This window comes from Rahnella sp. PD12R, assembly GCF_019200965.1.
GTDB classification, from domain to species: Bacteria; Pseudomonadota; Gammaproteobacteria; order Enterobacterales; family Enterobacteriaceae; genus Rahnella; species Rahnella laticis.
Genome location: NZ_JAHTMS010000001.1, coordinates 652,347 through 665,687, shown reverse-complemented (window position 1 = coordinate 665,687; position 13,341 = coordinate 652,347). Strand labels below are relative to the sequence as shown.

Genomic DNA, 13,341 nt, shown 5'->3' with positions numbered 1-13,341 from the left:
GGGATCAGCGCTGATTGCCGATACTTCTCAGCGGTAAACCGGCCATGAGATTTTTTTCGATGTTTTCCAGTGAGATATTTTTGGTTTCAGGAACGAAGATCAGGGTCAGGACGATGCAGACGACGTTAAGTGCGGCATAAAGCCAGAACGTGCCCGCGCTGCCGACGGTGTCGATGAGCGTCAGGAATGTCGCGCCGATGATCATGTTGGCAATCCAGTTCGCCATCGTGGAGCAGGTGACGCCAAAATCGCGGCCTGCCAGCGGCTGGATTTCAGAGCACAACACCCAGATCAGCGGCCCGGCGCTCATGGCAAATCCGACGATGAAAATCAGCAGTAAGGTGACGGCGATATATTGCTGGGTCAGGCTGGTGATGCCGGTGAAGAACATCCAGCCCATCAGCGCCATACAAATTGCCATTACGCTGAAACCGAGTTTGAGAATCGGTTTGCGCCCCCAGCGGTCCACCAGACCGATGGCGATAAAGGTCGCCAGCACGTTGGTTAATCCGGCAATTACCGTTCCCCACATTTGCTGCTGCGTGGAAGCGAAACCGGCAATCGCGAAGATTTTCGGGGCGTAATACATGATGACGGTCATGCCGGTGAACTGCTGCATGAACTGCAACAGCACGCCGAGACAGGTGGTGCGACGAAAATTACTGTTAGCGCGGAACAAGTGCCAGCCGCGTTGTTTCATCTGCACGCTCTGGCGGATGGCTTCCAGTTCGATGTGCGCTTCGGATTTTGTTGAGCGCAGCAACAGCAGCACTTTTTCCGCCAGCTCACTTTTGTTTTTCATCATCAGCCAGCGCGGGCTTTCGGGCAGCGTTAAAACACCGGCGAACAGAATCAGCGCGGGGAACGTAATGATGCCCAGCATCCAGCGCCAGTTTCCGCTCTGGCTGAACGCCGTATCAGAAAGAAATGCCGCCAGAATGCCGATGGTAATCATCAGCTGATAAAGGGAAATCATGCTGCCACGGATGTGTTCGGGCGCGATTTCAGAAAGATAAAGCGGTGCCACAAATGAGGCCACGCCAACCGCTGCGCCCAGCAGGAAACGCGAGACGATCAGGATCTGCAAATCAGGCGCAAAGGCACAGCCGACGGAGCCCGCGACGAACAGCGCGGCGCCGATCAGTAACGTTTTTTTGCGACCAATGCGCGTACACAACGGGCCGCTGCACAGCGCTCCGAGCGCCGCGCCGAGCATCATCACGCTGACCACCATTTCCTGCTGATGACTGCTCAGGCCAAATTCCTGCGCCAGAAACGGTAATGCGCCGGCGATCACGCCCATGTCCAGCCCGAACAGCAGGCCCGCCAGCGCGGCCAATAAACAGACCAGCAGGGTCTGCCGGTTGGTATGCGGCACTGCCCGGGGAATGATATTCGTCGTCATAAGTCACCTTTGAGGTTGTTTTGATTTTTATGGGTTTTTACAGGGTGAACAGGGAGGCCCGCTGTCCTGTGTAGGGCGTTTCGTAGCGCAGCAAAGCGCCATCCGTGGCGGACGGCGTTCTGAGCCCGTCGCGCGCCGAAGTGATGTACAAATCCTGAAAATTCCTGCCGCCGAAAGCGCAGCCCGACGGCTGTATGACAGGCAAAGGGAACGTCGTGAGAAATTGCGGGGCATAATCATTAAGCTGATAAGCCGCCAGACAAGCTCCGCCCCAGCGGGCATTGAGCAACAGGCCTGTAGGGGTCACGGCAGAGCCGTCGGCAAGAACATCGTCCGGCAGCGGCCAGGTGCGCAGCGTCGGATGTGTGATAAGGCTGGCCGGACTTTGGTAAAAGCAGTGCGCAAACGTATCGATGAACCAGGCGTGGCCGCCGTGCCAGACCAGCGTGTTAGGCACATGCTGATCGCCGAGCATTTTCACCGGCTGCGCGTCGCCGGTGGCGAAGCGATACCAGCTGCCGAGGGCGTTTCTGGCGGTGATGTCCATTGTGCTGAACCACACGGAACCGTCCGGCGCGACCGCCGCTTCGTTCGGGCGCGTGGCGGCGGTTTCCGGCCAGCCGCACAGCGGGTAGTGGGTCATGCTGTGATAGTCATACAGCAGGATGCCTTCGCCGGTGACGAGTAGAAAATGCTCTGGCCGGTCGGTCAGCAATACCGCGCTGCACACGGAAGGTAAGGTGTGGATTTCAAAACGGTCGTCCTGATCCGGCCAGTAACGCAGTAACCGCCGCTGCACGATATCGACCCAAATCAGCGACTGAGAGCTGAAACACCAGACCGGCGTTTCGCCCAGCTCAGCACGGTAATCACCGATAACCGATAAATTTTTCAGCGCAGAGTTTTCCGACAGAGAGTTTTTCATTTTTGCGCCGCTTTCTGCCATGCAGCCTGATACGCCAGCGCCCGTTCGCGCAGGGCGGAAAGCGTGATGCCCGGCTGATACAGTCCGCCGCCCAGACCAAATCCGTTTGCGCCCGCTTGCAGCCAGGCGCGCATTTGCCCGGCATCGGCATTCACGCCGCCAACCGGCAGGCAAACCGCTTCCGCCGGTAAAACCGCGCGCATCGCCCTGGTGACGGCGGGCGTAATTAATTCGGCAGGGAAAAATTTCAGCGCGCTGGCACCCGCCCGCAGCGCCGTAAAAGCTTCACCCGGCGTGGCGATGCCCGGCAAACTCAGCAGCCCGAGTTCTGTCGTGGCGCGGATCACCGACGGCTCCATGTTCGGGGAGATAATCAGCTGCCCGCCAGCCTCCGCGACCTGATGCACCTGATGTTCTGTCAGCACAGTTCCTGCGCCGACAAAGCCGCGCTGGCCGGTGGTTTTCGCCATGATGGCGATGGATTCCAGCGGGCGCGGACTGTTGAGCGGCACTTCCAGATAGGTAAACCCGCATTCGAGCAGCGTTTGCGCCACGCCCTGCGCTTCCTCCGGTGTGATGCCGCGCAAAATAGCAATCAGCGGCAACGTGCATTCCTGCCAGCGGCGGGAAAAATTCAGATAATTCATGACGATTCTCCGTGAAGACACTGATAAATCTGCGTCATGCCCTGAATGAAGCACGCATTGCCGTCGGCAGAAGTGAGGGTGATCCCGAGCTGTTTTGCGGCGCGGGTATAGCGTTCCGTTAAGGCGGGCGAACCAACGATCCACGCTTCTTTGCGCGCAACGGCGTGTAATTCCGAGCCAATCAGTAAACCGGAAAGATAGCTGGCGACCTGCGCGGGAGTGAGCACGCCGTTCAGCCGTAAAGTGCGGGCCGAAAACAGTGCGTTACTCAGGTGTGGCGCGCGCTGTGCGTGAGTGACGCCAAGAGCAAAAGCCCGGGGATCTTCTGGCGATTCCTGTACCTCACGCCCAAGCAGTGAATGGCTGAGCATCACCGAATAAATCTCGCCGGTCATGAACGTGCTGAACTGCCGGATCTCACCGTTATGCAGTTCGGCGTGTTTGCTGTGCGTGCCGGGCAGGATCACGTACTGGCTGTTTTGCGGTTCGGGATGCAGCGCCGCCAGCCCGATTAACTGGATTTCTTCGCCGCGCATGACGTCGGGTAAACCGAATTCATTCATCCCGCTGACGCCCGCAACAATCTGGCACGGGCTTCCCCAGGGTGTTTCCAGCGAGGCGGTACATTGCGCCAGCTGCCGCGAACCGGCGGGCAGCGTGACATACGGCACTTCCTGCCAGCCTTGCTGCGAGCCAACCATGCCCGCCATCAGCAGAGGCAGTTGCGGATACGCCGCCAGCCAGTGGCCGATCAGCGGTTTAAGCGCGGCGGCAAACTGACGGTCAGGCACATGCAGCAGGCCGCAAGGTGCACTGACTGTGTCGAGGCATTGATGTTCTTTCATCAGGAACGCCCGAAAATTCGAGGTTCCCCAGTCGATGGCAATCCAGTGATTTTTCATTCTTGAGTTACAACCAGTAAAATCTTGTATGACAAGAATGATGAGGAAAAAATGACCTTATAACTGTGAGGGAGATCGAAAGTTAGCTAACGGGGATAAAAAAGATCGTTAAAAGAAGTGCTGATACTTTTCGGGGATTTCGCGCCAGATGTGTTTATGGGCAGCGCTCAGCAGGATGTGACGCATACATTTACGCGCGGAATCAGCCTGTTTAAGGCGGATGGCTTCCAGCAAATCGCGGTGCTGCTGCACGGCTTCCTGCGTGAGTTGCAGGTCAGCTTCGAGGGTTTGTTTGAATGACAGGAGCATGGCCGCCGACAGCGCGTTCCCAACCGATGCCAGAAACGGGTTATGGCAGGACTGCAAAACGGCGGTGTGAAACGCCAGATCGCCTTGTTCGAATTCTGCGGCAGAATTGTTTTTTTGGCCGGACTGCATGGTCGCCAGCGCATCTTCAATCGCGGCCAGGTCATGACCGGTCGCATTGAGCGCCGCCATGGCCGCGACATCTGGCTCAAAAATCAGGCGCGTGAGCATCAGTTGTTCCACCAGTTCCGATTCGATACCGACATCTTCGAGCCACGACAACACTTCGGCATCCAGAAAACTCCACTGTTCGCGCGGCGTAACGATACTGCGTCGCTTGGCCTGGATCAGTAACATGCCTTTCGCCCCAAGCACCTGAAGCGCATTTCGCACCGACGTACGTGACGCCTCATACTGCTGTGCCAGCTCATTTTCCCCCGGGATCGGTAACCCGACGGCCAGTTCGCCGCGAATAATGCGCAGGGCCAAATCGCGGGTAATGGATTCTGAAACAGAAGCAGTGAGTTTGTTCATGAAGATCTCGGGGGTAGGGGCCGGTGACGGCGGTAATCGTAACATTTTAATGGGTTTGTTCCAGTAAGACGGTTTTTTAGGTCAAAACCTTGGGCTCGCCGCCCAAACGGGCCCAAAGGGCGCGTAAGCGCGCGCCCTCTGGACACCCGCGCTTTTTTAACTGCGCGCTGCCGCTGGCTGGCTATGTTTCAGCCACTCCGGCGAGTGCCGCAAACGCCGCCGCTGCGCGGTACTTTCGTCTCGGGTTCGAACCAGCTCGAAAACAGACTCTCGCCGTTTCTCACCGCTCGCTCAACGTCGTTTTGAAAGCGGCCAGAGGCTATGTAATTCGAAAGATTGATGCTGGCTGGTTTTGATTTACTCCTTCCCCTCTCACGAGGGGAAGGCCGGGATGGGGTGTTGGTTTTAGCGGCTCAGTGGCCTGCTAAACCCCCTCCCAGTCTCCCCCTTAGCAGGGGGAGGAGCAAACCAACTGTTCGCAAATGTTTGCACATTTAGAAAGCCTCCGGCCGCTTTCAGAAAGCTTGCCGAGCGAAGTGTTTCGAGACGAATGGCTCGAAACCGAGTAAGGGAACCGCGCAGCGGCAAGTTTTCGCGGCAATAATTGTGGCTGCTGAAACATAGCCAGCCAGCGGCAGCGCGCAGTAAAAAAGACGCGGAGATTCCAAAGAGGGAGCCGTCCAGCCCCTCTTTGGTCGGTTTCGGCGCGAGCCGCTGAGTGATCACTGCACATGAAAAACCGAAATTTTCTCGATCAGCCCCTCACGGCGAGTGAGAAACCGAAATTTTCTCGGTCTGCCCCTCACGGCGAGTGAGAAAAAATTCATGATCCTACCGGCTGAGGATACAACCCCTTCCGTTTCCACTTCACGTCAGCCACCGACAACCCGGTGTGAATTTTCCCCTGCAACAGCAGGTTAAATTTCGCGCCGGAAGGCCGCGTCAGGCGGCTTTGCAGGATGTACACGGCTTCGCTGCCCAGCTCACGGCAGGGGAGAAGGACGGAGGTGAAATTCATCGGCGAGGTGAGTTTCATGTCGTGCTCGAAATCCATACTCATGACGGAAATGTCTTCCGGCACCTGGATGCCCTGATCCCGCAAGGCTTCCACGGTGGCGTGCGCAATCGGTGTGCTGCCGCAGATAATGGCCGACGGCAGGCATTCGCGTTTGCGCTCTTTCAGGTATTTATCGAAGCATTTGCGCGCCTGTTCTTTGCCGTTGCCGTGATTGATCAGCAGATGTGTCGCTTCGTCAAAAATGACGTGATGCTCAAGACAGGCGCGTTTGAAGCCGTCCAGCCTTTGCATCATGGTTTCACGGCGCAGATCGGTGAAGAGCATTACCGGCCGGTGGCCTTTCTGGAAAAGGAAATTCGCCGCGCAATAACCGATGGAGTAATGATCTGCGGACACACAATCAAGGCGCATTTCGCTGTCTTTCGCGTTCAGCATCACCACCGGTTTATTCGATTCCGCTGCCAGACGGTAAAGCATCACGTCATCAATTCCGATGATAACGACGCCGTCCACGTCGGACTGATTCAGCGCCTGCATAAAAACCGCGATATCGGGATCGTTTACCGATAATGCGCATTTTCGGATGTGAATATCAAAGCGCGCCACTTCGGCTGTGATTTCCTGAATGGCTTCGTAATAATAGAGATCTTCATGCGGGGAAAATGCCGCAGGCGGCGCGCAAATTAACAGGGTATTCATTAACAAACGGCTGGCGGGAATGTCGCGCAAAATACCCATGGTTCTTGCGTGGGTAAATACCTTTTCTTTTGCCTGCGGGCTGACATTCGCTTTACCAGCAAGGACACGGGAAACAGTGCTCGGAGAAAGCCCGGTGAGCTCCGCAATTTGCCTGATTTTTAATTTTCCCGTCATTTTGTGATCAACGCCTCATTGGGTGATGGACTTATTGCCACGGTTAACTGTTTGTAATTAATGAGCTATTCATCATCATAGCAAATAACAAATAGCGCACTGCAATTCCTGTCACAAATAGCAGTTGTTGGAAAAAAAAGTCGTTACTACTCTCCTGAATAACAACGTCAGAGAAAAAATATCGTATTTGCCTGCCCTGAATTATTAATAAATTCAGCAAGGTGACGGTCGCCCTTCGGTTTTTATCGGGAGTAGGATAATGCTTAAAATAGCCATTATTGGTACGGGTAATATTTCACATAACCATATTCAGGGATATTTGCAGTTTGCCGATCGCTGCCAGGTGGTCGCGCTGGTGGATATTTATCCGGAGAAAGCGGAAGAGAAAAAACGGCATTACGGGCTGGCTGACGCGAAGGTTTACGCCAGTCATCAGGACATTCTCAATGATGCCAGCATTGACGTTTTTGACATCTGCACGCCGCCGTATGTGCATGCTGAAATCTCCATTGATGCGCTGAACGCCGGAAAGCATGTGCTGTGCGAAAAGCCGATGGCCGCTTCCTTACAGGAGTGCGACGCGATGATCCGCGCCGCGCAGGAGAGCGGAAAAACGCTTTCTATTATTGCGCAAAACCGTTTTACCGATGCGTTCTGGCGGCTGAAACAGGTGCTTGATTCCGGCGAGGCGGGCAAAGTTTGCCACGCGCAGGTGGATTCATTCTGGTGGCGTGGCCATTCCTATTACGATTTATGGTGGCGCGGAACCTGGGAAAAAGAGGCGGGCGGCTGCACGCTCAATCACGCGGTTCACCACATTGACGCCATTCAGTGGATGCTCGGTTTCCCTTCCGAAGTGGTGTCGATGATCACCAACGCCGCCCACGATAATGCCGAAGTGGAAGACCTTTCGGCGGCGATTTTCAAATATGACTCCGGTGCACTGACCCAGCTGACGGCCTCCGTGGTGCATCACGGGGAAGATCAGAAAATTGTCATTCAGGGCGAAAAAGCCCGGGTTTCCGCGCCGTGGGATAAATTCGCCAGCATTTCTGCCCCGAACGGTTTTCCGGTAGAAGAGCGCGACACCGCCCGCGAAAGCCGTCTTGACGATATTTACCGCTCAGTGCCCAAACTGACGCACACGTTGCACACCGGCCAGATCGACAACTTCCTCACTGCGCTCGAAACGCACTCCGTGCCGCTTATTGACGGCGTTCAGGGCAAGCGTTCACTGGAGCTTATCGCCGCCATTTATAAATCGGCCATCACCCGCAGCGTGGTTGCGCTGCCGATTGCGCCGTCGGATCCGTTTTATCAAACCGGCGGGCTGGTTTCTCTGGCACCGCACTTTTATGAGAAATCGGCTTCCGTGGAGAATTTCGCTAACGAAGACGCCATCCCGCTGGGCAAAGACATGGATATTGGAGCGTAAACATGAGCAACAAAGACGGAATGAACTATGCACCGGTCGGGAAACCGCAGCCGGTGGTGAAACCGGGCGAATTCGTGATTGCCGCCGCCGCGCTCGATCACGGGCATATTTACGGCATGTGCAACGGGCTGATTGAAGCCGGTGCCAGCCTGAAATGGGTTTACGATCCGGATCCGGCAAAAGTGGCGAAGTTCGTCAGCCAGTATCCGCAGGTGACGGTCGCGCCATCGCTGAGCGCTATCCTCGACGATAAAGAAGTGCAACTGGTGGCTGGCGCGGGAATTCCGTCGGAACGCTGCGCGCTCGGACTGAAAGTGATGGACGCCGGAAAGGATTATTTCACCGACAAAGCGCCGCTCACCACGCTCGAACAGCTGGCGGCAGCAAAAGAAAAGGCGGTGAAAACCGGACGCATATATGCGGTGTATTACAGCGAACGTCTGCATGTGGAAAGCGCAGTATTTGCCGGTCAACTGGTGCAGGAAGGGGCGATCGGGCGCGTGGTTCAGACGCTCGGGACCGGCCCGCACCGCGAGGGCGAAGGGCGGCCTGACTGGTTTTACGAAAGGGAAAAATTTGGCGGGATCCTGTGCGACATCGGCAGTCATCAGATTGAGCAGTTTCTGTTTTATACCGGCAACAGCAATGCCCGCGTGGTCGCGGCGCAGGCGCTGAATTTCAACCATCCGCAATACCCGAACTTTGAAGATTTTGGCGACACGATGCTGGAAGGTGAAAACGGCGCGCGCGGGTATTTTCGCTGCGACTGGTTTACGCCGGAAGGGCTCAGCACCTGGGGCGACGGGCGTCTGACGCTGCTGGGCACCGAAGGTTACATTGAGGTGCGCAAATATGTTGATATCACACGCGGCGAACAGGACGTGGTGTATCTGGTGAATCAGGACGGTGAATTCCGTTACCCGGTTTCCGGAAAGGTCGGTTTCCCGTTCTTCGGGCAACTGATCCTCGATTGTCTGAACCGCACTGAAAACGCCATGACGCAGGAGCATGCGTTTAAAGCCGCCGAGCTTTGCGTGCGGGCTCAGATGCTGGCGAACGGGACACGCTGAAACGGGAGGCATGATGAACATGATTAATGCCGCCGTCATTGGCTGCGGCGCCATCCATTCCTGCCACGTGGCGGCGATAGAGCAGGAGCCTGCGAGCACGCTGCGGGCGATTGCAGAAATTGATGTTGAAAAAGGGCGTGCGCTGGCCAAGCGGTATGACTGTGATTTTTATGCCGATTATCATGAAATGCTGCGCGATCCGCAGATTGATGTTGTGCATATTTGTCTGCCGCATCATCTGCATCAGGCTGCGATTCTTGCCGCACTGGCCGCCGGAAAACATGTGTTCACCGAAAAACCGGTGGCACTGAATTCCGGGGAAGTCGCCGCCATCAGGCAGGGCTTGACGGAAACGGACGCCCGGCTGGGCGTCTGTTATCAGAACCGGCTGAATCCGTCGAGCCGGGAAATTAAAGCGCTGCTCGACAACGGGCAGCTCGGCAAAATGCTCAGTATCAAAGCCGTGCTGACATGGTCACGCGGCGGTGCGTATTACACCGAAAGCCCGTGGCGCGGGCGTTTCGAAACAGAAGGCGGCAGTTTGCTGATCAACCAGGCCATTCATACGCTGGATCTTATGCAGTGGTTTGGCGGCGGCGTGCTGGCGGTGAAAGGTGTGGTGGAGAGCAGTTTCCTCAGCGAACTCACCGAAAATGAAGATACCGCGATGGCCAGTTTTAAACTCGGCAACGGCGCGCGCGGGCTGTTTTATGCGACCAACTGCCACAGCACGGATTCCCCGCTGCTGCTGGAAATCCATTGCGAAAAAGGGCTTTTGCAGCTACATCACAACAGGCTCTGGCTGATTGACGGGGAAAATAAAACGCCGTTAATCAGCGATGAAAACCCGTCGGGCAATGCTAAAAGCTACTGGGGCGACAGCCATCGTCAGGCGGTGTTTAATTTTTACCAGTCAGTTCGTGATTCGGGGAATACCCTTAATACCCAAAATAAAAACTATACCGATATTTATGACGCTGAAATCTCCCTGAATATTGTCGGGGCGATTTACCGGTCATCTCAGTTGCGGAAATGGATAATGCTTACCGAAAAATAACAGTAATAATCACCCTACATCCACAGGATAATAAAAATGAAACCAACTGAACGAAGAGTCGGTTATGGCACTGCTATAGGTTATGGCGTAACTGATTTATTTGGTGGCGGCGCATTTGCCGTTATTGGGACCTGGCTATTATTCTTTTATACCACCTACTGCGGATTATCTGTTTTTGAAGCCGGTTCTATTTTTGCCATTGCCCGCGTTATCGATGCGGTATTAAGCCCGATTATGGGATATATCACCGATAACTTTGGGAATACCTGGTTGGGGAAAAAATTCGGCAGGCGACGGTTTTTCCTGCTGATCAGCGCTCCTCTGATGTTTCTTTACGCGCTGGTCTGGGTCACCGATATGAGCTACTGGTACTACCTCGGTACCTATCTTTCTATCGAATTGCTGTCCGCGATGGTGCTGGTACCGTGGGAAACGTTGTCGGCGGAAATGACCAACAGGTTCAGCGAACGCACCCGTCTTTCGGGCGTGCGAATGATATGTTCCCAGCTCGGCGGCCTGCTGGCGGTGTCGATTCCGGGCATCCTCATGCAGTTCACCGGTAAAGATAATTCCCTGACGTACACCTACACCGGTATCATTTTCGCCTGTATTTTCTGCGTGGCGGTATTCACCACCTGGATGTGTACCTGGGAAGCGAAAGACGTGCGGGAAGAGTTTGAACCGGAGCCAGTCACCGCCGGTGGCGGCAGTTTATGGCATCATTTAAAAAGCCTGGTATCAGACCTCTTTTCCTCGTTCAGAATACGCATGTTCCGCCAGCATATTATTATCTATATTTTCTCGTTTACCGCGCTGGACGTTTTTGGGGCCGTATTCACCTATTATGTGGTTTACGGGTTACATCAGCATGCCTCGTCGGTTTCAGGATATTTAAGCGTGGCGGCGCTGGCTTCTGTACCTTCGACGTTTATATTTATGATGTTGCTTGAAAAATTAAATATGTCGCCGTCGGGTGCGCTGCGGCTGGCGTACGGCATTATATTCTGCGTCCTGGCTTTCCTGTTTTATGTCTATATCACCGAAATGGCGGTTTCCCTGCTGCTGTTCTCGGCGGTCTTTGCCATATTCGGTTTCGCGCGCGCCGGGCTTTATTATATTCCGTGGAATATCTACAGCTTTATTCCGGATGTGGATGAAATCGTCACCAAAAAACGCCGCGAAGGGATATTTGCCGGTGTGATGGTGTTAACGCGAAAAAGCACGGTCGCGCTGGCGATTATGCTGATTGGCGTGGTGCTGGAGGAAAGCGGTTTCGTTAAAGGGCAGGGTATGCAGCCGGAAAGCGCGCTGCACGCGATTATCGGGCTAATGGTCTTTGCGACCGGCATTTTGCTGGCCGTCAGTTTCTATATGACTTTTAAATTTAAGCTGACGCGGGACACGCATAAAACGCTGATCAAAGAAGTCGCGCGCCTGAAACTTGGCGGCGACCTGAATGACTGCACGCCGGAGTGCCAGAAAGTGATCAAAGATCTGACCGGTTACGACTATCAGGAAGTGTGGGGCGGCAGTGCGACGCGCAAAACCGCCGGAGGAAAATTAGCCCCCGCGCCGGGTGACGCGGTCGGGCTGTAAAAGGCGTTATTCCGGTGGCGTCTGGTCGCCGCCGCCTAACGGGCGCTGCATAAAGACGGTATCCAGCCAGCGCCCGTGTTTAAAACCGACGGATTTCAGGGTGCCGGTCACGCTGAAACCGGCCGCCAGATGCAGGTGAATGGACGCCTGATTCTGGCTGTCGCCAACGTTGCCAATCAGCTGGCGATAGCCGTGCATTTCTGCCCAGTCTACCGCCCGGCGCAGCAAGGCTTTTCCCGCCCCGCGTTTCTGAAAACCGGGATCAATATAAATAGAATCCTCCAGCGTATGCCGGTAGGCGTAACGCTCGCGATATCGTCCGAGGTAGCAATACCCTTTCACTTCCCCTTCATGCAGAACCACCAGCCAGAGCAGCCCGGCGTCTTTGATTTTCTTCAGGCGCGCGGTCATCTCATCTACAGAAGGCGGCTCCGTTTCAAAGGACGCGGTGCCGTGCAAAACGTGCCAGGCATAAATTTTCTGCATTTCGGGAACGTGCTGTTCATCTGCTTCAATAATTTCCATTCTTCCGGGCTCTCGTCAGTCAGTTTTATCCAGCCTACACGTTTCGGAAAGAATCGGGCAGGGGAGTGCTGCGCATTATTTCCGGGTTATGCTTTTTTCTTCTTATTGATGCTTTTTTCGTTTTTTAAGCCGCCACCCTGACCCTGTTATAGTCAGCTTCACTTTGGATTAGGGCTTATTTTTTAAGGAAAAAACGTGAAACTGACAATGCCGCATTTTCGGACAGGCGCTTTCGTATTACTCGCAGGATTGTTGCTGGCGGGTTGTGATCAAAAGGGCAGCGATGCGAAGCACATCAAGGTCGGTGTGATTAACGGCGCGGAGCAGGATGTCGCCGAAGTCGCCAAAAAAGTCGCGAAAGAGAAATACGGGCTGGATGTCGAGCTGGTCGGGTTCAGCGGTTCATTGTTGCCGAACGATGCCACGCAGCACGGCGAGCTGGATGCCAACGTTTTCCAGCATCGCCCGTTCCTCGATCAGGACAATAAAGCACATGGCTACAATCTCGTCGCCGTCGGCAATACATTTGTGTTCCCGATGGCCGGTTATTCGAAAAAAATTAAAACGGTCGGTCAGCTGAAAGACGGCGCGACGGTGGCGATCCCCAACGATCCGACTAATCTGGGGCGTGCGCTTTTGCTGCTGCAAAAAGAGAAACTGATCACTCTGAAAGAGGGTAAAGGTCTGTTGCCGACGGCGCCGGATATCGTTGAGAACCCGCATCATCTGAACATAATGGAGCTGGAAGGCGCGCAGTTACCGCGTGTGCTCGACGATCCGAAAGTCGATGTGGCGATCATCAGTACCACTTACATTCAGCAAACCGGGTTATCGCCAGTGCACGACAGTGTGTTCATCGAAGACAAGAACTCGCCTTACGTGAACCTGCTAGTGGCGCGCGAAGACAATAAAGACGCGGAGAACGTGAAGGAGTTTCTGAAATCCTATCAGTCGCCGGAAGTGGCAAAAGCCGCAGAGAAAATCTTCAACGGTGGCGCGGTTCCGGGCTGGTAAAAGGCTGTAACGGGATGAATAAAATTTGACGCTT

Annotated in this window: 12 protein-coding genes; 5 read left to right on the top strand and 7 right to left on the bottom strand. The window is 54.8% G+C overall.

The annotated features are described in order from the left end of the window. Nucleotides 1–4: 4 nt before the first annotated feature. The 6 genes from KWG64_RS03000 to KWG64_RS02975 form a co-directional block, all read right to left on the bottom strand. Nucleotides 5–1,405, bottom strand: a complete 1,401-nt coding sequence (locus KWG64_RS03000; RefSeq protein WP_218520869.1) for a sugar porter family MFS transporter — start codon at nucleotides 1,403–1,405, stop codon at nucleotides 5–7. A 37-nt stretch (nucleotides 1,406–1,442) separates the two neighbouring features. Further along, a complete protein-coding gene (locus tag KWG64_RS02995) occupies nucleotides 1,443–2,330 on the bottom strand; it encodes an SMP-30/gluconolactonase/LRE family protein (RefSeq protein ID WP_218520868.1) in 888 nt (295 codons plus the stop codon). Beyond that, nucleotides 2,327–2,977: a 2-dehydro-3-deoxy-6-phosphogalactonate aldolase gene (locus KWG64_RS02990; RefSeq protein ID WP_218520867.1), complete on the bottom strand. Its 651-nt coding sequence runs from the start codon at nucleotides 2,975–2,977 to the stop codon at nucleotides 2,327–2,329. Before KWG64_RS02990 ends, KWG64_RS02995 begins: the two co-directional genes overlap by 4 nt. After that, nucleotides 2,974–3,879, bottom strand: coding sequence for a 2-dehydro-3-deoxygalactonokinase (locus KWG64_RS02985; protein WP_218520866.1), 906 nt, complete (start codon nucleotides 3,877–3,879; stop codon nucleotides 2,974–2,976). Before KWG64_RS02985 ends, KWG64_RS02990 begins: the two co-directional genes overlap by 4 nt. A gap of 108 nt (nucleotides 3,880–3,987) precedes the next feature. Next, nucleotides 3,988–4,719: a FadR/GntR family transcriptional regulator gene (locus tag KWG64_RS02980; protein WP_218520865.1), complete on the bottom strand. Its 732-nt coding sequence runs from the start codon at nucleotides 4,717–4,719 to the stop codon at nucleotides 3,988–3,990. Nucleotides 4,720–5,542: 823 nt separating this feature from the next. Then, entirely contained in the window at nucleotides 5,543–6,610 is a 1,068-nt protein-coding gene (locus KWG64_RS02975) for a LacI family DNA-binding transcriptional regulator (protein WP_195816423.1), read from the bottom strand. Between the two features lie 259 nt (nucleotides 6,611–6,869). Between KWG64_RS02975 and KWG64_RS02970 the strand changes: the two genes are divergently transcribed. The 4 genes from KWG64_RS02970 to KWG64_RS02955 are packed head-to-tail and all read left to right on the top strand — an operon-like array spanning nucleotide 6,870 to nucleotide 11,768. After that, nucleotides 6,870–8,045 (top strand): Gfo/Idh/MocA family protein, encoded by a 1,176-nt coding sequence (locus KWG64_RS02970; protein WP_218520864.1) that lies wholly within the window; start codon nucleotides 6,870–6,872, stop codon nucleotides 8,043–8,045. Between the two features lie 2 nt (nucleotides 8,046–8,047). Further along, a complete protein-coding gene (locus KWG64_RS02965) occupies nucleotides 8,048–9,115 on the top strand; it encodes a Gfo/Idh/MocA family protein (RefSeq protein WP_218520863.1) in 1,068 nt (355 codons plus the stop codon). Nucleotides 9,116–9,128: 13 nt separating this feature from the next. Continuing rightward, entirely contained in the window at nucleotides 9,129–10,172 is a 1,044-nt protein-coding gene (locus KWG64_RS02960; RefSeq protein WP_218520989.1) for a Gfo/Idh/MocA family protein, read from the top strand. Between the two features lie 36 nt (nucleotides 10,173–10,208). Then, complete coding sequence (locus KWG64_RS02955; protein ID WP_218520862.1) at nucleotides 10,209–11,768, top strand: MFS transporter; 1,560 nt, start codon at nucleotides 10,209–10,211, stop codon at nucleotides 11,766–11,768. 6 nt (nucleotides 11,769–11,774) lie between these two features. Here the strand turns inward: KWG64_RS02955 and KWG64_RS02950 are convergent, their stop codons facing one another. Beyond that, nucleotides 11,775–12,293, bottom strand: a complete 519-nt coding sequence (locus tag KWG64_RS02950; RefSeq protein ID WP_218520861.1) for a GNAT family N-acetyltransferase — start codon at nucleotides 12,291–12,293, stop codon at nucleotides 11,775–11,777. Nucleotides 12,294–12,488: 195 nt separating this feature from the next. Between KWG64_RS02950 and nlpA the strand changes: the two genes are divergently transcribed. Continuing rightward, nucleotides 12,489–13,307 (top strand): lipoprotein NlpA, encoded by an 819-nt coding sequence (nlpA, locus tag KWG64_RS02945; protein WP_218520860.1) that lies wholly within the window; start codon nucleotides 12,489–12,491, stop codon nucleotides 13,305–13,307. Nucleotides 13,308–13,341 lie beyond the last annotated feature (34 nt).